We start from the raw sequence: 23747 nt of genomic DNA, 5'->3' as shown, positions 1-23747 counted from the left end.
ACGTTCATATTGCCGGGACCGCTATTTTTGATATGTTGACAGAAGGCGAGCTTATGTTCAGTCAGTCGTTAAGACACAGCATCTACAACAAGACAGGGTCGGGAAATGGCAAAAGTATCACTGGAGAAAGAGAAAATTAAATTCCTGCTGGTGGAGGGCGTGCATCAGAAAGCGCTGGATAACCTGCGGGCCGCGGGTTACACCAACATTGAATATCATAAAGGGGCGCTGGACAGCGATGCGCTGAAAGCGTCGATCCGCGATGCCCACTTCATTGGAATCCGATCCCGTACTCAACTGACCGAAGAGATCTTCGCTGCGGCCGAAAAGCTGGTAGCGGTGGGCTGTTTCTGTATCGGCACCAACCAGGTGGATCTGGATGCGGCGGCCCGCCGCGGTGTGCCGGTGTTTAACGCGCCGTTCTCCAATACGCGCTCGGTTGCTGAGCTGGTGATTGGCGAACTGCTGCTGCTGCTGCGCGGCGTACCGGCGGCGAATGCCAAAGCGCATCGCGGCGTCTGGAACAAGCAGGCGGCGGGCTGCTTTGAAGCGCGCGGTAAAAAGCTGGGCATTATCGGCTATGGCCACATCGGCACCCAACTGGGCATTCTGGCGGAATCGCTGGGCATGCACGTTTATTTCTACGATATCGAAAGCAAACTGCCGCTGGGCAACGCCACCCAGGTGCAGCATCTTTCCGATCTGCTGAATATGAGCGATGTGGTGAGCCTGCACGTGCCGGAAAACGCCAGCACCAAAGATATGATTGGTGAGCATGAGCTGGCGCTGATGAAGCCGGGCTCGCTGCTGATCAACGCCTCACGCGGCACCGTAGTGGATATCCCGGCGCTGTGCGATGCGCTTTCCCGTAAGCACCTGGCCGGTGCGGCTATCGACGTTTTCCCGACCGAGCCTGCGACCAACAGCGATCCCTTCCTGTCGCCGCTGTGCGAGTTCGACAATGTGCTGTTGACGCCGCATATCGGCGGCTCCACCCAGGAAGCGCAGGAGAATATCGGCCTGGAAGTGGCCGGTAAGCTGGCTAAGTACTCCGATAACGGCTCCACGCTTTCGGCGGTGAACTTCCCGGAAGTTTCCCTGCCGCATCATGGCGCGACCGTGAGCCGTCTGCTGCATATTCATGAAAACCGCCCCGGGGTGCTGACGGCCATTAACCAGATCTTTGCCGCCGAGGGCATTAATATCTCGGCCCAGTACCTGCAGACTACGCCGCATATGGGTTATGTGGTTATCGATATCGATGCCTCGGAAGTGGTGGCGGAAAATGCCCTGCTGGCCATGAAGGCGATTCCGGGCACCATCCGCGCGCGCCTGCTCTACTAATTGGCGCCATCCGTAACAAAGGCCTCTTCGGAGGCCTTTTTGCCGTTTATCGGGCCGCGCTTTCCACTTCCGGCTGTGCCGAAGCCGGTACGCCGAACAGCTTATCGAATGCCCAGTTATAGATGAAGGTATAGCAGGGGATGATGACGATTAGCGCCATATCCAGCAGGAAGGCCTGCACCAGGGTAATCTCCATCCACCAGGCGATCAGCGGGATCAGAAATATCACCAGCGTCAGCTGAAAACCTACCGCGTGCAAAATACGCCGCTTCACGGTGCGGGTACGCGAAGCCTGACGGCTTTCCCACCACTCAAACAGCGTGTTCCAGATGAAATTCCAGCATACGGCGATGGTGGTAATAATCACCGATAGCGGGCCGGTGGTGGTGGGCGCGGTGCCGGAAAGCAGTGCCAGCCCCAGCGCGGAGATCGTCATTCCAATCAATTCATAAGCGGTGACATAGACCAGTTTGCGTTTTACACCCTGCACATTATTCCTCTCAGTCGGTTTCGTGATGATGATATAGGCGCTAAGATTGCCTCAGCGTGACTGACAGAAAAAGTCAGGAGCTATCAATTCTACTGACAGGTTGGGCTATGTACTTTACCCGTGACAATATCGAACTGTTTCTGGCCGTGCTGGATCATGGCTCTTTTTCCGCCGCAGCCCGGGCGCTGCGGCGGGTGCCTTCCGCTGTCAGTATGGCGGTAGCGAATATGGAAGCGGAACTGGGCTATGCGTTGTTTGACCGCAGCCGCCGTGAGCCGGTGCCCACCGACCGGGCCCTGGCGCTGGCGCCGCACGTCAGAGCGACGCAGGACCAACTGACCCAGTTGCACAACCATGCGCTGGCGCTTTCCCGGGGGTTAGAGAGCCGGTTGTCCATCGGTGTGGTCACCGATGTGAATCCTCAGGCGTTGCTGCGGGCGGTGAATCAACTCTCCCGACGCTATCCGCTGCTGGAGGTAGAGATGATTCAGGCAGCGCAGGATGAGATTGTTCACCTGTTGCAGCAGCAGCGCGTCAGTCTGGCGCTGGCCTGGGGTGGCCTCCAGGTCGACGGGCAGCTGCAGTTTCAGTGGGTGGATGATGAAGCGCTGGTGGCAACCCTGGCGGCGGATCACCCGCTGCTTGCCGAAAAGGGAGCGTCGCACTGGCTGGAGGATTTAATTCAGGTGCGTCAGATTGTGGTGGCCAGTCGCGATCGCCCGCTGGCGGACGCCCGGGCGAAGGTGGCGACTTCCTGCTGGTATGCTGACAGTTTCGCGATGGCGCTGGAGATGGTGGAGGCCGGGCTGGGCTGGGGCAATTTCCCCCAGACGCTTATCGCTGACAGGCTGGCCCAGGGAGAACTGGTACGTTTGCGATTCGGTAATACCGAGAATGCGCTGCGTTTGCCGGTGCACCTGATATGGAATAAGGCGCAACCGCTGGGGCAGGGGGCCAGAGAGCTGGTGGCGCTGATGCGTGGCGGGGAATAGCGATTACCACTGCCACAGCCGGGAAGGGGTCACCATCGCGGGTAACGGAATGTCCCAGTGCTCTACCGGCAGGCTTTCCACTTGCTGGCAATCATGCGCATAGCCCACCGGCGCGAAGCCGTGGCTGCGCCAGTTTTGTAAAGTGCGATCGTAAAAGCCGCCGCCCATGCCCAGACGCTGACCGCTGGTGTCGAAAGCGACCAGCGGCACGACCAGGGCGTCCAGGGCGTCCAGCGCCAGCACCTGACGCACGTCCAGCGGAGGCTCGGCGATTTTCAGGCGGTTTTCCCGGAGTTCGGTTTGCGGCGTATAGCGCAGGAATAGCAGGTTACCGGTACTGAACGGGTGAAGAACCGGCAGATAGACTTCACGATTATCGGCCCACAGCGCCTTAATGGCCGGGCGGGTATCCAGTTCGCCGTCAAAAGAGAGAAACAGCGCTATGCGCTTAGCCTGACGCACGGGCGCGTAGTCCAGTAGCCGCTGGGTGGCCTGACGGGCTGCAAGCTGCTGTTGGTCGGCGCTTAAGGCGCGACGACGTTCACGTACCATCTGACGAATTTGTTGACGAGTCTGGGAAGTGATCATGCGGTTGGGTCATGGTAGTTAAAGAAGAGAGGGAATCTCCGAGATGCCGCCGCAGGCTGTAACCCTTGAACCCGTGGTTCAAGGTGAATGCATCGTCATATTCTTAAGGCTTCCCGGGCGAACCGGGCATGCTCACCGAACATGGATCGTCACATTCTTGTGGTATGAAATATCGGCTCAGGGGACTGGCCCGCTTGCAAACATCTCAGAGAAATTTTTTCCTTCAGGGTCACTCTACCATAGTCGACCATGAAGTGTTATTCAAACTTTGCACCCGTTCGTTCTGAATTGCGACCCTGTTCAAGCAGTGCCTGTTCGATGGTCTGCTGCAGTATGCGAATTCGCTGATCCATACTATCAGCATATTCCTGGGTCTTGCCCTTTTCCTGGGCCAGTTCATAGCACACGTTAAGTGCGGCGATGAAAATCAGGTGCTCAGTATTTGTGACTCTAGTGCGTTCTTTTAAATCCTGCAACCGCTGATCGAGCTCTTCTGCAGCCCGGTTCAGGGCATCCCTTTGTTCGGGCGGACAATTGACCCGCAGGGAGCGTCCAAAAATCTGGATATCGACTGGTTGTACAGACATGCCCACCTTCCTGCTGTTTGATTGCCAGCCTTCCACCACCGCCCGGGGCGGCGAAGGGGCGTCACTATAAGCTACACCACATCGAAGATACAAGCCCTTTTCTGGTATCTCCGGGGTTCATGATGGTAGCATACCATAGAACTCTTCCTCCCAACGACGACGAATGCGCATGTCTATACAAAACAACGCTATGCCTGGTTACGACGCGCTCGGCCAGCTGCTCAACCAACAGGGCGTGGGACTGACTCCCGCGGAAATGCACGGTCTGATCAGCGGAATGCTATGCGGCGGCAATAAAGACGCCAGCTGGCGGACGCTGCTGCACGAACTCACCAACGAAGGTCTGGCTTTCAGTAAGGATCTTAGCGATACCCTGGGTCAGATGCACTCTGCCACCGGTGAAACGCTGGAGGATGACGGCTTTAATTTTCAGCTTTTTCTTCCTGCTGAAGAGGCCAGCGTCTTCGATCGCGCTGATGCGCTGGCGGGGTGGGTTAACCACTTCCTGCTGGGCCTTGGCGTGTCACAGCCTGGCCTGGACAAGGTCAAAGGGGAAACTGGCGAGGCGATCGACGATCTGCGTAGCATCGCCCAGTTGGGCTATGACGAGGACGAAGATCAGGAAGAGCTGGAAATGTCGCTGGAGGAGGTCATCGAGTATGTGCGAGTTGCTGCGTTACTCTGCCACGACACCTTCAACCGCCCGGCACCCACCGCGCCGGAGGTACAGAAACCGACGCTTCATTAAACTTCAGGAGGTGCTATGACACAGCAAGAGTTTTTGCGTCGCCGTCAGGCGCTGCTGGCGCAGATGGCGCCCGGCAGCGCCGCGTTGATTTTCGCTGCAGCGGAAGCTACCCGCAGCGCTGACAGTGAGTACCCCTATCGCCAGAACAGCGATTTCTGGTACTTCACCGGTTTTAACGAGCCGGAAGCGCTGCTGGTTCTGATTAAGAGTAATGAAAGCCACAATCACAGCGTACTGTTTAATCGCGTTCGCGACAAAAACGCCGAGATCTGGTTTGGCCGCCGTCTGGGTCAGGAAGCCGCACCGCAAAAGCTAGGGGTCGATCGCGCCCTGGCCTGGAGTGAAGTCAATGCTCAGCTCGGGCAGTTGCTGAATGGTCTGGATGTGGTCTATCACGCGCAGGGGCTTTATCCCTATGCCGATCAGATTGTGTTTGGCGCGCTGGAAAAGCTGCGCCAGGGCTCGCGCCAGAATCTGAGTGCCCCCGCCACGTTAACCGACTGGCGCCCCTGGGTGCACGAAATGCGCCTGTTTAAATCGCCGGAAGAGATAGCGGTACTGAAACGCGCCGGTGAGATCTCGGCGCTGGCCCATACCCGCGCCATGGAAAAATGCCGTGCCGGTATGTTTGAGTACCATCTGGAAGGCGAAATTCATCACGAATTTAACCGTCATGGTGCCCGTTATCCCTCTTACAACACCATCGTGGGTTCGGGGGAAAATGGCTGTATCCTGCACTACACCGAGAATGAAAGCGAATTACGCGATGGTTCCCTGGTGTTGATTGACGCGGGCTGCGAATATCAGGGCTATGCGGGTGATATTACCCGTACCTTCCCGGTCAGCGGTCGTTTTAGCGCGCCGCAGCGCGCCATCTACGACATCGTGCTGGAATCGCTGGAAACCGCGCTCAGATTATACCGCCCCGGTACCACCATTCAGGATGTCACCAGCGAAGTGGTGAAAATTATGCTTAGCGGTCTGGTCCGACTGGGTATTCTGCAGGGGAGCGTGGAACAGTTAATGGAAGAGAACGCCCACCGGCGTTTCTTTATGCACGGACTGAGCCACTGGCTGGGGCTGGACGTTCACGACGTAGGCGAATATGGCCCGGATCGTTCGCGCCCACTGGAAGCTGGCATGGTGCTGACCGTGGAGCCCGGGCTCTATATTGCGCCTGATGCCGATGTTCCGGCTCAATATCGCGGTATCGGCATTCGTATCGAAGACGATATTGTGATTACTGAAACCGGCAATCAGAACCTGACGGACAGCGTGGTGAAACGGGCGGAAGATATTGAAGCCCTGATGGCGGCGGCGCGCGCATGAGTGTGATTATTGTTGGCGGAGGGATGACCGGCGCTACCCTCGCGCTGGCCCTGTCGCAGTTAAGCGGCGGCCAGCTTCCGGTGCATCTGGTGGAAGCGCATGCGCCTGAGTCACAGGCTCATCCGGGGTTTGATGCCCGGGCCATTGCGCTGGCCGAAGGCACCTGCCGGTTACTGGCGCAGATCGGTATCTGGCCCGCGCTTTCCGGCTGTGGTACCGCCATTGAGCAGGTCCAGGTCAGCGATCGCGGCCATGCTGGCGCGGTGATTCTGGAGGCGCGCGACTATCAGACCGAGGCGCTGGGCCAGGTGGTGGAACTCCATGAGGTCGGGCTGCGCCTGTTTAATCTTTTGCGCGAGGCGCCGGGTGTGACGCTCTACTGCCCCGACCGGGTTGCGGGTAGCCATCGCACGCAGCAGGAGGTGACGGTCACGCTGGAAAGCGGGAAGACGCTGACCGGCCAGGTGCTGGTGGCGGCGGACGGTTCGCGCTCGCCGCTGGCCGCCGGTTGCGGCATCCGCTGGAGCCAGCAGGATTACGACCAGGTCGCCGTGATCGCCAATGTGACCACCGCGCTGCCGCACCAGGGACGCGCCTGGGAACGTTTCACCTCCGAGGGGCCGCTGGCGATGCTGCCGATGTCGCAAAATCGCTGTTCGCTGGTGTGGTGCCACCGTCGCGACCGTCAGGAAACGGTGATGGCCTGGAGCGATGAACGCTTCTGCGATGAGCTTCAGCGCGCCTTCGGCTGGCGCCTGGGGCGTATTACGCAGGCAGGCGCGCGCAGCAGTTATCCGCTGGCGCTGACCCGTGCCGATCGTAAAGCCACCCATCGCCTGGCGTTGGTGGGAAATGCGGCCCAGACGCTGCATCCCATTGCCGGTCAGGGATTTAACCTGGGCATGCGCGATGTGATGACGCTGGCTGAAACTCTGACAGCCGCCTGGCGTCAGGGCGAGGATATCGGTCTGTGGCCGGTGCTGGAACGTTATCAGTCCCGCCGTCGCCAGGACCGGGCCGCCACCGTTGGTGTGACCGACGGCCTGGTGCAGCTCTTCGCCAATCGCTGGGCGCCGCTGGTGGTGGGGCGCAATCTTGGCTTGATGGCCATGGATTATCTTACGCCGGTGCGCGATGCGCTGGCGCATCGTACCCTGGGTAGGGTGGTTCGTTAAGGAGAGTCATAGTGCAAAGCGTAGATGTGGCAATTGTCGGTGGCGGCATGGTGGGGCTGGCCCTTGCCTGCGGTCTGGAGGGCAGTGGCCTGCGTGTTGCCGTTCTGGAACAGCAGGCGCCGGAAGCGCTGGACCCTCAGGCGCCTCCGGCGCTGCGGGTATCGGCGATCAACGGCGCCAGCGAGAAATTGCTGACCCGCCTTGGCGTATGGCCGACCATTTTGCAGCGCGCCAGTTGCTATCACGGTATGGAAGTGTGGGACAGCGACAGCTTCGGGCGCATTGCCTTCGATGACAACAGCTTTGGCTTCAGCCATCTGGGCTACATCATCGAAAACGCCGTGATTCACCAGGCGTTGTGGCAACAGGCGCAGCAGTGCAACGACGTAACGCTGCTGGCGCCTGCGCAAATGCAGCAGGTCGCCTGGGGAGAAAACGAAGCCTTCCTGACCCTGAAAGATGGCAATATGCTGACCGCCCGACTGGTGGTGGGGGCCGACGGCGCTAACTCCTGGCTGCGCCAGCAGGCCGATATTCCTCTCACCTTCTGGGACTACCGGCATCATGCACTGGTCGCCACCATTCGTAGCGCGGAGCCTCACGGCGCTGTGGCGCGTCAGGTGTTTCACGGCGATGGTATTCTGGCATTTCTGCCTCTGAACGATCCCCATCTGTGCTCCATTGTCTGGTCGCTGCCGCCGCTGGAAGCAGAGCGGCTACAGCAGGCCGATGAAGCGGCCTTTAATCAGGCGCTGTCGGTGGCATTCGATATGCGCCTGGGGTTATGCCAGCTTGAAAGCGAACGTCAGGTCTTCCCGCTAACTGGCCGCTACGCTCGCCAGTTTGCCGCGCATCGTCTGGCATTATTGGGTGATGCCGCGCACACCATTCATCCGCTGGCGGGGCAGGGGGTAAACCTGGGCTTTATGGATGCCGCGGAGCTGATGCATGAGCTGCGCAGGTTGCACGCTGGCGGTAAGGATATTGGTCAGCACCTCTATCTGCGCCGCTACGAGCGCAGCCGTAAGCACAGCGCCGCGCTGATGCTGGCGGGCATGCAGAGCTTCCGGGAGCTATTTGCAGGTCAACATCCGGCGAAGAAGCTGCTGCGCGATGTGGGTCTGAAACTGGCCGATACGCTGCCCGGCGTGAAGCCTCAGCTTATCCGTCAGGCGATGGGGCTGAATGATTTGCCTGACTGGTTACGATAGCTTCCACTCTTCCTCTCCCGGCGTCCGCCGGGAGAAATATCTCATTTGAAATATTCTAATTTCATCGCTCATTTCGCATTAGTTTTATTTATCCGTGGCGAAATTCGATGTAGTGGAATTGTTCTTATTTTTATCATAAATGTTATCTGATTCTGATTTTTAGCCTAAATACGATGCGATTATGTGCATTGTTTCGCATTTTGCCAGTCATATTCACTGTCTCCTTTGTTCATCCTGAACCTCATCCGCTAATGTGTCTGCTTATGGTTCAGCCGTCCTTTCGGTGGTAAGTTCAATGTAAAGGTAACGTTTGCGTCGATGCCCGTTGCGGCACCGGCGCCGGGTTTCGTCCGCCGATCCGGCGGGCGGACAACGCCGCCCATCTGAACGGAAAACGAGGAAGAGATGGCTCAACAGACCCCTTTGTTTGAACAACATAATCTTTGCGGTGCGCGTATGGTGGATTTCCACGGTTGGATGATGCCGCTGCACTACGGTTCCCAGTTGGACGAGCACCATGCGGTGCGTACCGATGCTGGAATGTTTGATGTCTCGCACATGACCATCGTTGACCTGCGCGGCAGTCGCACCCGGGAGTTCCTGCGTTATCTGCTGGCGAACGACGTCGCCAAACTGACCAAACCGGGCAAGGCGCTCTACACCGCCATGCTTAACGCCTCCGCTGGCGTTATCGACGACCTGATTGTCTACTTCCTTGCCGATGACGGGTTCCGCCTGGTGGTGAACTCCGCCACCCGCGAAAAAGATCTTGAATGGATAACCCGCCACGCCGCTGATTACGAGGTAGAGATCACCGTGCGTGACGATCTGGCGCTGATTGCGGTTCAGGGCCCCAACGCCCAGGCCAAAGCGGTGGGCCTGTTTAACGACCAGCAGCGTGCGGCGGTTGAGGGAATGAAACCGTTCTTCGGGGTTCAGGCTGGCGACTTCTTTATTGCCACCACCGGTTATACCGGCGAAGCGGGCTATGAGATTGCCCTGCCTAATGAACAGGCGGCGGCATTCTGGCAGCAGTTGGTGGACGCGGGCGTAAAGCCCTGCGGCCTTGGTGCCAGAGATACGCTACGCCTTGAAGCCGGTATGAACCTGTACGGCCAGGAGATGGACGAAGGGGTATCGCCGCTGGCGGCCAATATGGGGTGGACCATCGCCTGGGAACCGGCGGATCGCGACTTTATCGGTCGTGAGGTGCTGGAAGCACAGCGCGAGCAGGGCACCGAACAACTGGTCGGACTGATCATGACCGACAAAGGCGTGCTGCGTAACGACTTACCTGTGCGCTTTACCGATGCCGAAGGCAATCTGCAGGAAGGGAAAATCACCAGCGGTTCATTTTCGCCGACCCTGGGTTACAGCATTGCGCTGGCCCGGGTGCCGGCAGGCATTGGCGACACCGCTATCGTGCAGATCCGTAATCGCGAGATGCCGGTAAAAGTCACCAAACCGGTTTTTGTGCGCGCGGGCAAACCGGTCGCGCAGTGAATGTGATATCGCTTTAGCCAATTCGGGGCCGGCCTGACGCCATGGAGGCCGCCCACAGTGGATACCGAACAATTCAGGAGAACAAAGATGAGCAATGTGCCGAACGAACTGAAATACAGCAAAGAGCATGAATGGCTGCGTAAGGAAGCCGATGGCACTTACACCGTGGGCATTACCGAACACGCGCAGGAGCTACTGGGCGATATGGTGTTCATCGACCTGCCGGAACAGGGCGCCACGGTTAGCGCGGGAGACGACTGCGCGGTCGCGGAATCCGTTAAGGCGGCGTCCGATATCTATGCGCCGGTGAGCGGCGAAATCGTGGCCGTGAACGATACACTGAGCGACTCTCCGGAGCTGGTTAACAGCGAGCCTTACGCTGGCGGCTGGATCTTTAAAATTAAAGCCAGCGACGAAGCCGAAGTCGCCGCGCTGCTTGACGCCGAAGCCTATACCGCCCTGTTGGACGAATAAAGTAAAGGGGCCGGGCATCGCCCGGCCCCTGTTGTTTTGCCCTTTGCGACCCGGAAGCACAGCTCATGAATCAGACCCTAAGCCAGCTTGAAAACAGCGAAGCCTTTATCGACAGGCATATTGGCCCTTCCTCCGAACAGCAGAAGCAGATGCTGGAAGCGGTGGGCGCCGACTCCCTGGATGCGCTGATTGCGCAGATAGTGCCAGCGGATATACAACTGGCCGAACCGCCCAACACCTCTGGTGCGGCCACCGAACACGACGCGCTGGCGGAGCTAAAAGCTATCGCCCGCCGCAATAAATGCTTTAAATCCTGGATTGGTATGGGCTATGCCGCCGTGCATACCCCGCCCGTGATTCTGCGCAACATGCTGGAGAATCCGGGCTGGTATACCGCCTACACTCCGTATCAGCCGGAAGTCTCTCAGGGGCGCCTGGAGGCGCTGCTGAACTTCCAGCAACTGACGCTGGATCTTACCGGGCTGGATATCGCCTCTGCTTCGCTGTTGGATGAAGCGACCGCCGCCGCTGAAGCCATGGCGATGGCGAAGCGCGCCAGTAAGCTTAAGGGCGCCAACCGCTTCTTCGTAGCGGCAGACGTGCATCCCCAGACCCTGGACGTGGTCCGTACCCGCGCCGAAACCTTTGGGTTTGAGGTGATCGTTGACGAAGCCCGGCGCGCGACCGAACACCAGGATTTGTTTGGCGTACTGCTCCAGCAGGCAGGTACGACCGGTGAAGTCCACGATTACGGCGACCTTATCGCCGAACTGAAGAGCCGCAAGATTATTGTCAGCGTCGCCGCCGATCTGATGGCGCTGGTACTGCTGACTGCCCCCGGCAAACAGGGGGCGGATATCGCCTTTGGTTCCGCCCAGCGCTTTGGGGTGCCGATGGGCTATGGCGGTCCGCATGCGGCCTTCTTCGCCGCCCGCGATGAATTCAAACGCTCAATGCCAGGACGCATTATCGGCGTATCCCGTGATGCATCCGGTCAGACCGCGTTGCGTATGGCGATGCAGACCCGTGAGCAGCATATCCGCCGCGAAAAGGCGAACTCCAATATCTGTACTTCACAGGTGCTGCTGGCCAATATCGCCGGTTTCTACGCCGTGTGGCACGGTCCGCAGGGGCTGAAGCGCATCGCGAACCGTATCCACCGCTTCACCGATATTCTGGCCGCCGGGTTGAAGACGAAGGGGCTAACGCTGCGCCACGAGAGCTGGTTCGATACTCTGTGCGTTGAAGTGGCAGATAAGGCGGGCGTTCTGGCCCGGGCGGAGCAGCGCGAAATCAACCTGCGCAGCGATACTCCGGGCGCGGTAGGCATTACCCTGGATGAAACCACCACCCGTCAGGACGTTCTCGATCTGCTTAGCGTGCTGACAGGCGACGATCATGGTTTTGAGATTGACGCGCTGGATAAAGAGGTGGCGCTCGACAGCCGCTCCGTGCCGCAGGCTATGTTGCGCGACGACGAGATCCTGACGCATCCCAACTTTAATCGCTACCATAGCGAAACCGAGATGATGCGCTACATGCACGGCCTGGAGCGTAAGGATCTGGCCCTTAACCAGGCGATGATCCCGTTGGGCTCCTGCACCATGAAGCTCAACGCGGCGGCAGAGATGATCCCCATCACCTGGCCGGAATTCGCCAGCCTGCATCCTTTCTGCCCGCCGGAGCAGGCGGAAGGCTATCAGTTGATGATAGGCCAGCTTTCCGAGTGGCTGGTGAAGCTGACCGGCTATGATGCGCTTTGCATGCAGCCGAACTCCGGCGCCCAGGGGGAATATGCCGGTCTGCTGGCGATTCGTCGCTATCATGCCAGCCGCAACGAAAGCGGGCGCGATATCTGCCTGATCCCGAGCTCCGCCCACGGCACCAACCCGGCCTCGGCCCAAATGGCGGGAATGCAGGTGGTGGTAGTGGCCTGTGATAAACAGGGCAATATCGATCTTGCGGATCTGCGGGCGAAGGCGGAACAGGCGGGGGAGCAGCTTTCCTGCATCATGGTGACCTATCCTTCCACCCACGGCGTTTATGAAGAGACGATCCGCGAGGTTTGCCAGATAGTGCATCAGTTTGGCGGTCAGGTGTATCTGGATGGCGCCAATATGAACGCCCAGGTGGGGATCACCAGCCCGGGCCATATCGGCGCGGATGTTTCGCACCTGAATCTGCACAAAACCTTCTGCATTCCGCACGGCGGCGGCGGTCCGGGTATGGGCCCCATCGGCGTGAAAGCGCATCTGGCACCGTTCGTGCCGGGCCACAGCGTGGTGCAGATTGAAGGAACGCTGACCACTCAGGGGGCGGTTTCCGCCGCGCCGTTCGGCAGCGCGTCGATCCTGCCCATTAGCTGGATGTATATCCGGATGATGGGGGCTCAGGGTCTGAAGAAGGCGAGCCAGGTGGCGATTCTGAACGCCAACTACATCGCCAGCCGCCTGAAGTCGGCTTATCCGGTGCTCTATACCGGGCGCGATGGTCGGGTGGCCCATGAGTGCATCCTGGATATTCGTCCGCTGAAAGAGCAGACCGGTATCAGTGAAATGGATATCGCCAAGCGTCTGATCGATTACGGTTTCCATGCGCCGACCATGTCCTTCCCGGTGGCGGGCACCCTGATGGTGGAGCCGACGGAATCGGAAAGCCAAATGGAACTGGATCGCTTTATCGACGCCATGCTGACCATTCGTCGCGAAATCGACCGGGTGGCGGACGGCGAGTGGCCGCTGGAGGATAACCCGCTGGTTAACGCGCCGCACATTCAGCAGGAGCTGGTGAGCGAGTGGAGTCACCCTTACAGCCGTGAACTGGCGGTATTCCCGGCCGGGCAGCAGAACAAATACTGGCCGACGGTAAAACGTCTGGATGACGTTTACGGTGACCGTAATCTGTTCTGTTCCTGTGTTCCCATCAGCGAATATCAGTAATCTAAAGTTCCCTCTCCCCTCGGGGAGAGGGCCAGGGTGAGGGGGAAATGTTCGCACATCTGCAGAGGAATAACCTATGACACTGGCTCTGGTCACCGGCGCCAGCCGGGGAATTGGGCGGGCCACCTCACTGCTGCTGGCCCGTCAGGGGTACTGCGTGGCGGTAAACTATCTGCGTAATGAAGCGGCGGCCAGCCAGGTGGTTGAGGAGATCGCTGCCGCAGGCGGTAGCGCCTTCGCGGTACAGGCCGATATTGCCGACGAGCAGCAGGTGGTTGCGATGTTTGAACGTCTGGATCGGGCGGGTGAACCGCTCAGCGCACTGGTGAATAATGCCGGTATCTTATTCCAGCAGGCAACGCTTGAACAGCTGGATGCCGAACGGATAAACCGGGTGCTGGCGACCAACGTGACTGGCTCCTTTCTGTGCTGCCGTGAAGCGGTAAAGCGCATGTCCCATCGCCACGGCGGGGCGGGCGGCGCTATCGTTAACGTCTCGTCTGCGGCAGCGCGGCTGGGATCCCCCGGAGAGTATGTCGACTATGCCGCTTCTAAAGGGGCTATAGATACCATGACAACCGGCCTGTCGCTGGAAGTTGCAGGGCAGGGCATTCGGGTTAATGGCGTGCGTCCCGGTTTTATCTATACCGACATGCATGGTGATGGCGGCGAGCCTGGCCGTGTGGATCGGGTTAAGGCATCGCTGCCGATGCAGCGTGGGGGTCAGCCGCAGGAGGTCGCGGAAGCTATCGCATGGCTGTTAAGCGATAGCGCCTCTTACGTCACCGGCAGTTTTATTGACCTGTCCGGGGGAAAATAGCGCTTTCCTGCCATTCAATGGGGCGCAGGCGCCCCGGTTCTGATTAGTCCGTCACGTTAATATTGCGATTAATTGCCGGATTCGACGGTAGTACAGGTTCGGATTCCAGAAGGGTGAGCGCGGTACCGGACTGCGAATTGATGGCTTTTTTGAGAACGGTATTGCCGATCCCGGCAGCGTAGCTGCATCTGATCTGGCGTGGCCGACATGGAATCAATATGAGCGACGTCCATAATAGTTTCTTCGTAGTGAACAGGAGTGATAACCGGTAAATACTGCTACCCGTTATCACCATTATCGGGGCGGGCTGGATAAAATTTTATCGCTATCAGTCCCCCCCCTACGAGAGAATGCGTTACGGCATGGGGTAAGGCGTATAAACCCCGGTCAGGCTTTCCAGGAACGCGACAATATCGTCCACATCCTTCTGGGGTAATGATGTCCCCACCTGATAGCGCAGCATCAGCTTCACGGCTTCATCCAGCGTGGCAACATCACCGCGATGGAAGTAAGGAGCGGTCAGCGCCACGTTACGCAGGGTTGGTACCTTCTGGCGCAACCGGTCGCGTACTTCACGCGTCACGTTCATTCGCCCCACATCGGCGTCGGTGACCGTACCGAAGGCAAAATCGCGCTTCAGCCCCAGCGGTTCGAACGAGCGTCCCCCCAGAATTGTACCGGTATGGCAGGTGGCGCACTTGTTATCTTTAAACAGCTGCCATCCGCGTTTCTGTTGTGCCGTCAGGGCACTGTCGTCGCCGCGCAGGTAATTATCGAACGGGGAGTCCGGCGTAATCAGCGTCTTTTCAAATTCGGCGATGGCGTCGGTGATGGTGACGCTGCTAAGCCCCTGTGGATAAACGGCGCTAAATTCGCGGACGAAGACGTTGTCCTGGCTCAGCTTGTCGATAATCTGCTGCCAGGATTCGGACGCCATTTCGATGGGATTGAGCGGCGGCCCACCAGCCTGGATCTGAAGCGTGGCGGCACGACCGTCCCAGAACTGTTCGACGTTAAAGACCGCGTTAAAGACGGTAGGAGCGTTGATAGGGCCGATCTGATTCCTGACCCCGAGCGAAGTCTTTCTGCTATCCACACCGCCTGCACCCAACTGGTGGCAGTGCGCGCACGAAATGGAGTTATCACCTGACAGGCGCGGATCGTGATACAGGCGGAAGCCCAGAGCCACTTTTTGCCCATCGACCGGCAGTGCGCGTGGAATGGGCTGTACCGGCTCATTGAGGCGTGATTTTGCCATATCCGGCGCGGCGTAATATTTCAGCCGCTGCTCTTTCACCCATTCGAGCAGGGTGGCGCGTTCGCTATCGCTAAAGCTACCGGCCCAGTGCAGGGCGGTATAGCGGGTTGGCGGCATGGTCTGGTGCTCCATCACCCATTCGATCTTACTGAGATCGCTCTGGGGGACAGGCCCCTTTTCCCGTAGGCTACGCATAACTGGCTCCAGGCTAAAGGATTTGTAGCCCAGGGTCATGTCGTACTCCATCAGCTGCTTCGCCACGGGAAGCGAGGCGTAAAATGGCAAATTGGCGGATACCGTATGGCAGTAGTCGCAGCCTTTTTCGCGCATAATGCCCAGCACGCTACGGTTGATTTCCGGAGTGGATTTTTCTGGTAGCGTTGCGACATTGCGCTGTTTGTCATGCTGCCAGACATAACCCACCAGACCAAAATAGCAGATGGTGGCGATGGCCAGCATCCCTACCCCGAGTTTAGTTATTTTTTTCATTGTCCTGTTATCCCTTCAGAAGCAAATGTGCCTCGCCATAGTGCCGGGTGAAAAAATAATCAGGATTGATGAGCGTCAACAACTTTAACTGGTCGCCTCTATCGCTGTGATAGCTTTTAACGAATGAATAATCAGAGGGATAGCATAACGCCACGCCCGACAGGGCGTGGCGGTGGGATTACAGCGTTTCGCCGTTGCTGGCGATTACCTGCTGATACCAGTAAAAGCTCTTCTTACGGGAACGGGACATATCGCCGCTGCCCTCGTCGTGCTTATTCACATAGATAAAGCCGTAGCGCTTATCATACTGGCCGGTGGTGAAGGAGACGCAGTCGATGCAGCCCCAGGGGGTGTAGCCCATCAGCTCCACGCCGTCGTAAGTGACGGCCTTTTTCATCTCTTCCACGTGGGCACGCAGATAGTCGATGCGGTAGTCGTCGTTGATGGTACCGTCCGCTTCTGGGGTATCCACCGCGCCGAAGCCGTTTTCCACGATGAACAGCGGCTTCTGATAGCGTTCCCACAGTTCGCACAGCGCGTAGCGCAGGCCTACCGGGTCAATCTGCCAGCCCCAGTCGGAGGCCTTAACGTGCGGGTTAGGCACGCTTCCCTGGAAGCCGGAAAGCGCGTCGCCGCTGCCGCCTTCCGCCTGTACCGCGTTGGTCATGTAGTAGCTGAGACCCAGATAGTCACAGCAGCCTTCGCGCAGTACCTGCTCGTCACCAGGCTCCATCTGGATAGTAAATCCGCGGCGCTGCCATTCATTCAGCACGTAAGAGGGGTAGTAGCCGCGCATCTGCACGTCGGTAAAGACGTAGCGCTCGCGCATGGCCTCCTGGGCGAACATCACATCCTCTGGCTTACAGGAGAACGGATAGAGCGGCACCATGGCCAGCATGCAGCCAATTTTCATCTCCGGATTGATCTGGTGGCCAATCTTCACCGCCATGGCGCTGGCGACAAACTGGTGATGCATCACCTGGTACATGGTCTGTTGCGGATTTTCATGTTCGGTATAGACCACGCCGGAACAGCAGTAGCCAAACAGCGGCGCCCGCCAGTTACGCTGGTTATTGATCTCGTTAAAGGTCATCCAGTACTTCACTTTGTTCTTATAGCGCTCGAACACCACCCGGGCGAAGTTCACGAAGAAATCCACCACCTTACGGTTAGTCCAGGCGCCGTACTGCTGTACCAGGTGCAGCGGCATTTCAAAGTGGGAAAGGGTCACCACCGGTTCGATATTGTATTTTAACAGTTCGTCGAATAAATCGTCGTAGAACTGCAGGCCCTCTTCATTGGGCTCCTGCTCGTCGCCTTTCGGGAAAATGCGGGTCCAGGCAATGGAGGTGCGAAAGCACTTAAACCCCATTTCGGCGAACAGCTTTACGTCTTCTTTATAGCGACCGTGAAAGTCGATGGCTTCGTGGTTCGGGTAGTACTTACCCGGCTCAACGGTTTGGGTGATTTCGCGGGGAACGCCGTGAGCGCCGCCGGTTAGTACGTCGCAGATGCTCGGCCCCTTTCCGCCTTTGTTCCAGCCGCCTTCTACCTGGTGCGCGGCGACCGCGCCGCCCCACAGAAAGTCTTTCGCAAGGGTCAGTTTTTTCATATTCTTCATTCTCTTTCAGATACCGTAAATATAATTAAATTATAAGGTGATAAACCAGCCTGATTATTGCTGTTGAGGCCGAGTCTAGCAAAGAGAAATAAAAAGTCACGCTATAACAAATAGCAGAAAAAGTGACATGTTACTTATAAAAAACACCCTGTTTTTTTATTCGCTATTTTCTGACCAGTCGGCGGCCAAGCGATTCCAGGATATAGATAACCGGGATCTGGGTGGTGATGTCATAACCGCCGTCAAGGCGGGTCTGGGGGATGTGCCACGAGATATTAAAATCGGCCAGCTTTGCCAGTCGTGAACCGTCGTGGCTGGTGACCGAGAGCACCTTGCAGTGGTGCAGGCTGAACTGGCTGGCGAAGCGCAGAATCTCTTCGGTTTCGCCGGAAACCGACAGCACGATAGCCAGCGCATTACGGGCCATATCGCTGGTGATCGGGAAATAAGGGTCATCAATATGATTACTGAATTTCCCCATATTAGAAAAGTAGCGGGCGCCATATTTCGCCATGGCGCCAGAAGTGCCTACGCCAACGAAAATAATGCGCTCAGAAGCAAGAATAATCTCGGCGGCGCGATCGAGCAGGGTATCAAATTCGGCGGTATTGATGCTGTTAAAATAGCGGATGATTTCACCCACGGCGAAAATATCCTGCTGTGGCGTATTCTGCTCCAGCCAGAGCTTATAGCGAATACGGAATTCGGAATAGCCATCGCAGTTAAGCTTACGGCAGAAGCGTAACACCGTGGTGGTGGAAACCCCTGCCGCTTCCGCCAGCTCGCGAATGGTCATGTACATCACTTTGTCGCGATTTTTAATGACAAAGTGGTAGACCGTCATCTCCAGGTTATTGAGGCTGGCGATGGCGGCATGGGTGAACATCGACACGTGGCTATTCCTCTTGCGGCGGCTTTAACGCAGCCAGCCTTTCTGCTGAGCAATCTGAAGCTGGCCTTCCACATAGTGCCACAGCTCGGGCAGGGTGTCGGCTACGTGGGCGTTACGCTGTATAACCTGCTCCAGAGCAATATTATTTTCCAGCCAGCTGCGGCCTTCATTATGCAGATTCTGCAACACCGGCAGGACGCGATCCAGAGCGCCGGCAAAGCGGGCATCCAGACTTTCACCCGCTTCGTATTCCTGCCAGAGCAGCAGAAACTCGCCCGCCATGGGCTGGGGCAGTAACCCGAAAAGACGTTCGGCGGCCCGGGCTTCCTGCTCTTCCACCGCTTCGCGGCCTGCCAGATCGTAGACCAGTACGTCACCCACGTCGATCTCCACGATGTCGTGAAGCAGCGCCATTTTCACGACCCGACCAATATCGACCCCCTGCGGCGCGAACGGGTACAGGCTCAGTGCGCCCATCGCCAGATGCCAGCTGTGTTCGGCGGAGTTTTCATGGCGGCTGTTGCCGATAAGCCGGGTTCGCCGCTCCACCTGTTTGAGCTTATCCAGCTCCATCAGGAAGGCGATAACCTGGTGCAGGGCATCGGGGGTGGCGGTGGCGGTCATTTCGGGGTCTCCGGTTAGGGTCTACAATGGTCTGATTGTAAAGGAAAAGGCAGGCTGACGCGATGCGGAGCGCTGACAGTTACAGGCAGTCACACAATTATTTTGAGCTAACAGTTGTTCGCTGGAATTATTTGCGGTTATGCTGGGGGCGCTGATTTTTTCGTCATCATACCCGCGGAGTCGCAACTCGTATGGCCCGAAAACCATTGATCGCTCAGGGATACTCGCTGGCGGAGGAGATCGCCAACAGCGTTAGCCACGGCATAGGCCTGGTCTTCGGCATTGTCGGACTGGTACTGCTGCTGGTTCAGGCGGTAGATGCCAACGCCGGTGCCACCGCTATTACCAGCTACAGCCTGTACGGCGGCAGCATGATCCTGCTGTTTCTTGCTTCCACACTCTATCATGCGATACCTCATGAGCGCGCCAAACGCTGGCTGAAAAAGTTTGACCATTGCGCTATTTATTTGTTGATTGCCGGAACCTACACGCCGTTTCTGCTGGTGGGACTGGATTCCCCGCTGGCTCACGGGTTGATGATCGTTATCTGGAGCCTGGCGCTGTTAGGAATTCTGTTCAAGCTCACTATCGCCCACCGTTTTAAGATACTGTCGGTAATCACCTATCTGGTGATGGGCTGGCTGTCGCTGATTGTGGTTTATCAACTGGCCATCAGGCTATCCGTGGGCGGCGTGACGCTACTGGCGGTAGGTGGCCTGGTCTATTCGCTGGGCGTTATCTTTTACGTCTGTCGGCGTATTCCCTATAACCACGCCATCTGGCATGGCTTCGTACTGGGCGGTAGCGTCTGCCATTTCCTGGCGATTTATCTCTATGTCCGCTGATACCAGCCCCCCTTGCGGGGGGCGGTTACGTTACTCTTCAACCAGGGTATAGGGCAGGGGAGCGATGGTCAGTTCGCCGCCTTCGTCTTCATGAACCCGGAACAGGCTTCCCTCTTCCATATCATTGTTCATGACCACCTGCGCCAGCAGTCGACCGTCGTCCAGGCGCACGGCAGCCAGTACGGTACCGGTACGGCGCCAGTTTTCGCCCATCTTCAGCTCCATGCTTTCCCCGGATTCCGGCACCCGCCCGGCCTGACCTTCCAGCAGCCACAGCGCGCGTTTATTGGCGCCGCGGAATTTAGCACGCGCCACCATCTCCTGGCCGGTATAGCACCCTTTTTTAAAGCTGATGCCGCCCATCACCTGTAGGTTGGTGGCTTGGGGAATAAATTGCTCGCTGTTGGCGCTGTCGATCACCGGCAGGCCGCCTTCTATATCCAACGCCAGCCACTGGTCGCTGTTATTGAGCTGGGCTTCACCGCGTAGCGATTCCGTTAACCGTTCCGCGCCTGCGGCATCGGTGACGATCAGGAAACGTTCCGCGGGCCACGGCAGCCACATCAGTTGGGTATCCCCATCGTTTACCTGCGGCGTATCGGCATCCGGCAGCGTGCCGAACAGACTGGTCAGCGCCGATCGCGCCTGGAAACCGGCCACGCCAAGCAGAACGGTGTTGTCGTCTGCTTCGATGGTGACTTTCGAGAAAACGGCATATTTTTTCAGGGCGGCAAGCTGTGCGTCACGCACGCTGCGGCGCTCAATAAAGGCGAAGCCATCATGGCGGCGGAACAGTCGCAGGTTGCTCCACATTTTGCCCTTGGGATCGCAGTGCGCCACCAGTAAGTGCTGGTTTTCCGTCATCAGGGCGATATCAGCAGTGACCTGCCCCTGCAGATACTTTTCGCTGTCCGGGCCGGAAACAGTCACCAACCCCCAGTCGTCAAGGGTCATCAGCGTAAGGGGCAGACGCGCGCTGGCCCCGGGTTGGCGGGGAGGAAACGGATTGAAAGCCATAGCAAAGTCCCAAAGTTGACTCGTGATGAATATCACCTAATGGTAAAAGAGCCGCCTGTCAATGCAAGCGCTTTGATAGCGCGATTTGTGCCCTTCATACTTCGAGCCGCAGGTGTGTTGGCTATGCGCATTCACCCTGGTCACATAGTTGTCTATGCTCCCAGGGATGATGAGCCTTCGGCTCACCCTGTGGGCCAGGTTCAAACCGGTAAACCGGTTTGTCACTCACTTGCCGCGTTACGAGGCCCTGGCGGGCCTCGCCCCTTCGGGGCCGTGCTGAAGCACGTTCATATCTGCCTGTAGTAGATATGTCCTGCAACTCGAATTATCTTGGGCAAATGCCCTTCATGGATACTGCGGCCGGGTACGCAAAGTGGTGCAAAAATGCGCCAGTAGCGAAAATATTTCACGGAAATTCAGCGCAGGATGCAACATTCAGTAATGGAAATAGCAAAAAAACAGTTACACTATCTGCCGTCACCCAACTGTCTGTTAAGCAGGTAAGAGAGTATGGATATCAATAATAAAGCCCGAATCCACTGGGCTTGCCGTCGTGGCATGCGTGAACTGGATATCTCCATCATGCCCTTCTTCGAATACGAATACGACACCCTCAGCGATACCGACAAACAGCTGTTCGTCCGTTTGCTGGAGTGTGATGACCCCGACCTCTTCAACTGGTTGATGAATCACGGTGCGCCCGCGGATGCGGAGTTATTGCGTATGGTACGGTTGATTCAACAGCGGAACCAGGAACGTGGTCCTGTGGCAATGTGATCTCCGGGTCTCCTGGCAGGCGCAGTGGCTCTCTCTGCTGGCGCATGGGATAGTCGCGACCGCCATTCTGCTGCTTCCCTGGCCTTTGAGCTATATGCCCATCTGGCTGCTGCTGATTGCCCTTGTGGTATTCGACTGCGTGCGTAGCCAGCGGCGTATCCATGCCTGTCAGGGAGAGCTGGCGCTGCTCGACGATGACCGTCTGAGGTGGCAGGGTAAGGTCTGGGAATTTTCTGGCCGACCGTTGCCGCTGCCTGGCGGCATGCTGTTGCGGCTTAAGTGTCCGGAAACCCGCAAGCGCCAGCTGCTGTGGCTGGCAGCGGATTGTTTGCGGGAAGAGGAGTGGCGCAATCTGCGCCGTCTGTTACGTACCCGTCGGTTGCAGGGCGAGTAATTCCAGGTGTCGGGCATTGCGGCTGACGCCGCCGTTCATCAGGCGAGACGTTCCGCCATCTCTCCCAGAATCTGCTCACACCATACCTGAATACGTTCATCGCTCAGGTCATACTGATTGGTTTCATCCAGCGCCAGCCCCACGAACAGCTGACCGTCAGCGATAACCGGTTTCGGGCTGGTAAATTCATAGCCTTCGGTCGGCCAGTAACCGATGAAATCCACCCCTTTGGGGGCCAGCCTGTCATGTAGCATACCCAGTGCGTCCAGGAACCATTCCCCGTAGCCCAACTGATCGCCCATGCCATACAGGGCCACAATTTTACCCTGCAAATTCAGGCTATCGAGCTGGTCCCAGACGGCTTCCCAGTCCTCCTGAATTTCACCGAAGTCCCAGGTGGGAATACCAAGGATCAATACATCGTACTGCTCCATCAGCGCAGGGGCGTCGTCTTTAAGATTATGCAGGGTGACCAGTTCCGGGCCGATAATGTCGCGGATCTTCTCTGCCGCCATCTCGGTATAACAGGTGCTGGAGCCATAAAAGAGGCCGATATTCATAGCGATGACTACTCAGTTATTCAACGTGTCTGGCGGCAAGTGTATCAGATTCCGGCGGCATGCATTTATCCTTCAGGCGACTGGGCGTGAATCTGCATAGCGCTTAAATTTGGGTATAATGCGGGTCTGCGTATAAAAGAGAGCCAAAAGTGGAACAGGATTTAGCCCGCATTGAACAGTTTCTCGACGCGCTCTGGCTGGAGCGCAGCCTGGCGGAGAATACGCTCAGCGCCTATCGCCGCGACCTGAAAACGGTGGTTTGCTGGCTGCATCATCAGGGTAGCGATTTGCTGCGCGCCGGTGCGCCGGAACTTCAGGCGCTGCTGGCTGAACGGGTGGAAGGGGGCTACAAGGCCACCAGTTCCGCCCGTCTGTTGAGCGCGCTGCGCCGCCTGTTCCAGTATCTCTATCGCGAAAAAATGCGCCCGGACGATCCCAGCGCGCTACTCTCTTCGCCAAAACTTCCCCAGCGTTTGCCCAAAGATTTGAGCGAGGCTCAGGTGGAACGTCTGCTTCAGGCGCCGCTGGTGGAGCAGCCTCTGGAGCTGCGTGACAAAGCGATGCTGGAGCTGCTCTACGCCACGGGACTGCGCGTTTCTGAACTGGTGGGGCTACAGCTTAGCGACGTCAGCCTGCGTCAGGGGGTGGTGCGGGTGATTGGTAAAGGGAATAAGGAACGGCTGGTGCCGCTGGGCGAAGAGTCGGTGTGGTGGCTGGAAAACTATCTGACCCATGGCCGCCCCTGGCTGTTAAACGGCCAGACCAGCGACGTGCTGTTTCCCAGCCAGCGGGGGCGCCAGATGACGCGCCAGACTTTCTGGCATCGAATCAAACATTATGCCGCGCTGGCCGGTATTGACGGTGATAAGCTATCGCCTCATGTACTACGTCATGCGTTTGCCACCCACCTGCTCAATCACGGTGCGGATTTACGCGTGGTGCAGATGTTGCTGGGACACAGCGACCTTTCCACCACTCAGATTTATACTCATGTGGCGACCGAGCGTTTGCGTCAGCTGCATCAACAGCACCACCCGCGGGCGTGAGTGCTTCAACACGACAAAGGATTA

The 23747-nt window shown here is 57.7% G+C and carries 24 protein-coding genes and 1 other RNA gene; 14 read left to right on the top strand and 11 right to left on the bottom strand.

The genetic code is table 11. The annotated features are described in order from the left end of the window. Positions 1-105 precede the first annotated feature (105 nt). A complete protein-coding gene (gene serA, locus FEM41_RS00860) occupies positions 106-1344 on the top strand; it encodes a phosphoglycerate dehydrogenase (protein ID WP_138093435.1) in 1239 nt (412 codons plus the stop codon). Positions 1345-1390: 46 nt separating this feature from the next. Here the strand turns inward: serA and FEM41_RS00855 are convergent, their stop codons facing one another. Beyond that, positions 1391-1834, bottom strand: a complete 444-nt coding sequence (locus tag FEM41_RS00855; protein ID WP_138093432.1) for a PACE efflux transporter — start codon at positions 1832-1834, stop codon at positions 1391-1393. Positions 1835-1941: 107 nt separating this feature from the next. On the opposite strand from FEM41_RS00855, the gene FEM41_RS00850 reads away from it, so the two are divergent. Continuing rightward, positions 1942-2826: a LysR family transcriptional regulator gene (locus tag FEM41_RS00850; RefSeq protein ID WP_138093429.1), complete on the top strand. Its 885-nt coding sequence runs from the start codon at positions 1942-1944 to the stop codon at positions 2824-2826. Positions 2827-2829: 3 nt separating this feature from the next. Here the strand turns inward: FEM41_RS00850 and FEM41_RS00845 are convergent, their stop codons facing one another. The 3 genes from FEM41_RS00845 to zapA all read right to left on the bottom strand — a co-directional run bounded on the left by FEM41_RS00845 (position 2830) and on the right by zapA (position 4001). After that, positions 2830-3414, bottom strand: coding sequence for a 5-formyltetrahydrofolate cyclo-ligase (locus FEM41_RS00845; protein WP_138093426.1), 585 nt, complete (start codon positions 3412-3414; stop codon positions 2830-2832). A 31-nt stretch (positions 3415-3445) separates the two neighbouring features. Beyond that, a non-coding RNA gene (gene ssrS / locus FEM41_RS00840) (6S RNA) lies at positions 3446-3629 on the bottom strand. A gap of 42 nt (positions 3630-3671) precedes the next feature. Next, positions 3672-4001 carry a cell division protein ZapA gene (gene zapA, locus FEM41_RS00835; protein ID WP_138093423.1) on the bottom strand — a complete coding sequence of 110 codons (330 nt, stop codon included), beginning with the start codon at positions 3999-4001 and terminating at the stop codon, positions 3672-3674. 169 nt (positions 4002-4170) lie between these two features. On the opposite strand from zapA, the gene FEM41_RS00830 reads away from it, so the two are divergent. The 8 genes from FEM41_RS00830 (at position 4171) to FEM41_RS00795 (ending at position 14200) form a co-directional block, all read left to right on the top strand. Continuing rightward, positions 4171-4749 (top strand): YecA/YgfB family protein, encoded by a 579-nt coding sequence (locus tag FEM41_RS00830; protein WP_138093420.1) that lies wholly within the window; start codon positions 4171-4173, stop codon positions 4747-4749. Between the two features lie 15 nt (positions 4750-4764). Next, positions 4765-6078, top strand: a complete 1314-nt coding sequence (pepP, locus tag FEM41_RS00825; protein ID WP_138093417.1) for a Xaa-Pro aminopeptidase — start codon at positions 4765-4767, stop codon at positions 6076-6078. Continuing rightward, entirely contained in the window at positions 6075-7253 is a 1179-nt protein-coding gene (gene ubiH, locus FEM41_RS00820; protein WP_138093414.1) for a 2-octaprenyl-6-methoxyphenyl hydroxylase, read from the top strand. Before pepP ends, ubiH begins: the two co-directional genes overlap by 4 nt. Positions 7254-7264: 11 nt before the next feature. Next, the gene (gene ubiI, locus FEM41_RS00815) at positions 7265-8464 is read left to right on the top strand and encodes an FAD-dependent 2-octaprenylphenol hydroxylase (protein WP_138093411.1); all 1200 of its coding nucleotides are present in this window, start codon (positions 7265-7267) and stop codon (positions 8462-8464) included. A gap of 405 nt (positions 8465-8869) precedes the next feature. Continuing rightward, on the top strand, positions 8870-9967 hold the full coding sequence (gene gcvT, locus FEM41_RS00810) for a glycine cleavage system aminomethyltransferase GcvT (protein ID WP_138093408.1): 1098 nt from the start codon (positions 8870-8872) through the stop codon (positions 9965-9967). 87 nt (positions 9968-10054) lie between these two features. Further along, on the top strand, positions 10055-10441 hold the full coding sequence (gene gcvH / locus FEM41_RS00805) for a glycine cleavage system protein GcvH (protein WP_138093405.1): 387 nt from the start codon (positions 10055-10057) through the stop codon (positions 10439-10441). A 65-nt stretch (positions 10442-10506) separates the two neighbouring features. Further along, positions 10507-13380: an aminomethyl-transferring glycine dehydrogenase gene (gene gcvP, locus FEM41_RS00800; protein WP_138093402.1), complete on the top strand. Its 2874-nt coding sequence runs from the start codon at positions 10507-10509 to the stop codon at positions 13378-13380. A gap of 76 nt (positions 13381-13456) precedes the next feature. After that, the gene (locus FEM41_RS00795; RefSeq protein WP_138093399.1) at positions 13457-14200 is read left to right on the top strand and encodes an SDR family oxidoreductase; all 744 of its coding nucleotides are present in this window, start codon (positions 13457-13459) and stop codon (positions 14198-14200) included. A gap of 43 nt (positions 14201-14243) precedes the next feature. Here the strand turns inward: FEM41_RS00795 and FEM41_RS25260 are convergent, their stop codons facing one another. The 5 genes from FEM41_RS25260 to FEM41_RS00770 all read right to left on the bottom strand — a co-directional run bounded on the left by FEM41_RS25260 (position 14244) and on the right by FEM41_RS00770 (position 19084). After that, on the bottom strand, positions 14244-14495 hold the full coding sequence (locus FEM41_RS25260) for a putative motility protein (protein ID WP_241666553.1): 252 nt from the start codon (positions 14493-14495) through the stop codon (positions 14244-14246). Between the two features lie 60 nt (positions 14496-14555). Further along, positions 14556-15947 (bottom strand): cytochrome-c peroxidase, encoded by a 1392-nt coding sequence (locus tag FEM41_RS00785; protein WP_138093396.1) that lies wholly within the window; start codon positions 15945-15947, stop codon positions 14556-14558. 178 nt (positions 15948-16125) lie between these two features. After that, on the bottom strand, positions 16126-17559 hold the full coding sequence (locus FEM41_RS00780; RefSeq protein ID WP_138093393.1) for a 6-phospho-beta-glucosidase: 1434 nt from the start codon (positions 17557-17559) through the stop codon (positions 16126-16128). A 172-nt stretch (positions 17560-17731) separates the two neighbouring features. Beyond that, positions 17732-18454: a MurR/RpiR family transcriptional regulator gene (locus tag FEM41_RS00775; protein WP_138099070.1), complete on the bottom strand. Its 723-nt coding sequence runs from the start codon at positions 18452-18454 to the stop codon at positions 17732-17734. A gap of 30 nt (positions 18455-18484) precedes the next feature. Further along, positions 18485-19084, bottom strand: coding sequence for an HD domain-containing protein (locus FEM41_RS00770; protein ID WP_138093390.1), 600 nt, complete (start codon positions 19082-19084; stop codon positions 18485-18487). 191 nt (positions 19085-19275) lie between these two features. On the opposite strand from FEM41_RS00770, the gene trhA reads away from it, so the two are divergent. Beyond that, on the top strand, positions 19276-19929 hold the full coding sequence (trhA, locus tag FEM41_RS00765) for a PAQR family membrane homeostasis protein TrhA (RefSeq protein ID WP_138093387.1): 654 nt from the start codon (positions 19276-19278) through the stop codon (positions 19927-19929). A 30-nt stretch (positions 19930-19959) separates the two neighbouring features. Here the strand turns inward: trhA and ygfZ are convergent, their stop codons facing one another. Beyond that, entirely contained in the window at positions 19960-20946 is a 987-nt protein-coding gene (ygfZ, locus tag FEM41_RS00760) for a tRNA-modifying protein YgfZ (protein WP_138093384.1), read from the bottom strand. 510 nt (positions 20947-21456) lie between these two features. Between ygfZ and sdhE the strand changes: the two genes are divergently transcribed. After that, the gene (sdhE, locus tag FEM41_RS00755) at positions 21457-21723 is read left to right on the top strand and encodes an FAD assembly factor SdhE (protein WP_138093381.1); all 267 of its coding nucleotides are present in this window, start codon (positions 21457-21459) and stop codon (positions 21721-21723) included. Further along, complete coding sequence (locus FEM41_RS00750; RefSeq protein WP_138093378.1) at positions 21704-22117, top strand: protein YgfX; 414 nt, start codon at positions 21704-21706, stop codon at positions 22115-22117. The genes sdhE and FEM41_RS00750 overlap by 20 nt, the downstream gene beginning before the upstream one ends. Positions 22118-22155: 38 nt before the next feature. On the opposite strand, the gene fldB is transcribed toward FEM41_RS00750, so the two are convergent. Next, positions 22156-22677 carry a flavodoxin FldB gene (gene fldB, locus FEM41_RS00745; RefSeq protein ID WP_138093375.1) on the bottom strand — a complete coding sequence of 174 codons (522 nt, stop codon included), beginning with the start codon at positions 22675-22677 and terminating at the stop codon, positions 22156-22158. A gap of 149 nt (positions 22678-22826) precedes the next feature. Here fldB and xerD point away from each other — a divergent pair, with 149 nt between their 5' ends. Beyond that, complete coding sequence (xerD, locus tag FEM41_RS00740) at positions 22827-23723, top strand: site-specific tyrosine recombinase XerD (protein ID WP_138093372.1); 897 nt, start codon at positions 22827-22829, stop codon at positions 23721-23723. Positions 23724-23747 lie beyond the last annotated feature (24 nt).

The organism is Jejubacter calystegiae (assembly GCF_005671395.1).
GTDB classification, from domain to species: Bacteria; Pseudomonadota; Gammaproteobacteria; order Enterobacterales; family Enterobacteriaceae; genus Jejubacter; species Jejubacter calystegiae.
Note: the sequence above shows the minus strand (reverse complement) of the source record. Positions and strands in the feature narration are given on the sequence as shown.

Bases quoted from the DNA above. Each gene is read 5' to 3' on its own strand.
- serA (WP_138093435.1), top strand. From the start codon at position 106: ATGGCAAAAGTATCACTGGAGAAAGAGAAAATTAAATTCCTGCTGGTG.
- FEM41_RS00850 (WP_138093429.1), top strand. From the start codon at position 1,942: ATGTACTTTACCCGTGACAATATCGAACTGTTTCTGGCCGTGCTGGAT.
- FEM41_RS00845 (WP_138093426.1), bottom strand. From the start codon at position 3,414: ATGATCACTTCCCAGACTCGTCAACAAATTCGTCAGATGGTACGTGAA.
- zapA (WP_138093423.1), bottom strand. From the start codon at position 4,001: ATGTCTGTACAACCAGTCGATATCCAGATTTTTGGACGCTCCCTGCGG.
- FEM41_RS00830 (WP_138093420.1), top strand. From the start codon at position 4,171: ATGTCTATACAAAACAACGCTATGCCTGGTTACGACGCGCTCGGCCAG.
- pepP (WP_138093417.1), top strand. From the start codon at position 4,765: ATGACACAGCAAGAGTTTTTGCGTCGCCGTCAGGCGCTGCTGGCGCAG.
- ubiH (WP_138093414.1), top strand. From the start codon at position 6,075: ATGAGTGTGATTATTGTTGGCGGAGGGATGACCGGCGCTACCCTCGCG.
- gcvT (WP_138093408.1), top strand. From the start codon at position 8,870: ATGGCTCAACAGACCCCTTTGTTTGAACAACATAATCTTTGCGGTGCG.
- gcvH (WP_138093405.1), top strand. From the start codon at position 10,055: ATGAGCAATGTGCCGAACGAACTGAAATACAGCAAAGAGCATGAATGG.
- gcvP (WP_138093402.1), top strand. From the start codon at position 10,507: ATGAATCAGACCCTAAGCCAGCTTGAAAACAGCGAAGCCTTTATCGAC.
- FEM41_RS00795 (WP_138093399.1), top strand. From the start codon at position 13,457: ATGACACTGGCTCTGGTCACCGGCGCCAGCCGGGGAATTGGGCGGGCC.
- FEM41_RS25260 (WP_241666553.1), bottom strand. From the start codon at position 14,495: ATGGTGATAACGGGTAGCAGTATTTACCGGTTATCACTCCTGTTCACT.
- FEM41_RS00785 (WP_138093396.1), bottom strand. From the start codon at position 15,947: ATGAAAAAAATAACTAAACTCGGGGTAGGGATGCTGGCCATCGCCACC.
- FEM41_RS00780 (WP_138093393.1), bottom strand. From the start codon at position 17,559: ATGAAAAAACTGACCCTTGCGAAAGACTTTCTGTGGGGCGGCGCGGTC.
- FEM41_RS00775 (WP_138099070.1), bottom strand. From the start codon at position 18,454: ATGTTCACCCATGCCGCCATCGCCAGCCTCAATAACCTGGAGATGACG.
- FEM41_RS00770 (WP_138093390.1), bottom strand. From the start codon at position 19,084: ATGACCGCCACCGCCACCCCCGATGCCCTGCACCAGGTTATCGCCTTC.
- trhA (WP_138093387.1), top strand. From the start codon at position 19,276: ATGGCCCGAAAACCATTGATCGCTCAGGGATACTCGCTGGCGGAGGAG.
- ygfZ (WP_138093384.1), bottom strand. From the start codon at position 20,946: ATGGCTTTCAATCCGTTTCCTCCCCGCCAACCCGGGGCCAGCGCGCGT.
- sdhE (WP_138093381.1), top strand. From the start codon at position 21,457: ATGGATATCAATAATAAAGCCCGAATCCACTGGGCTTGCCGTCGTGGC.
- fldB (WP_138093375.1), bottom strand. From the start codon at position 22,677: ATGAATATCGGCCTCTTTTATGGCTCCAGCACCTGTTATACCGAGATG.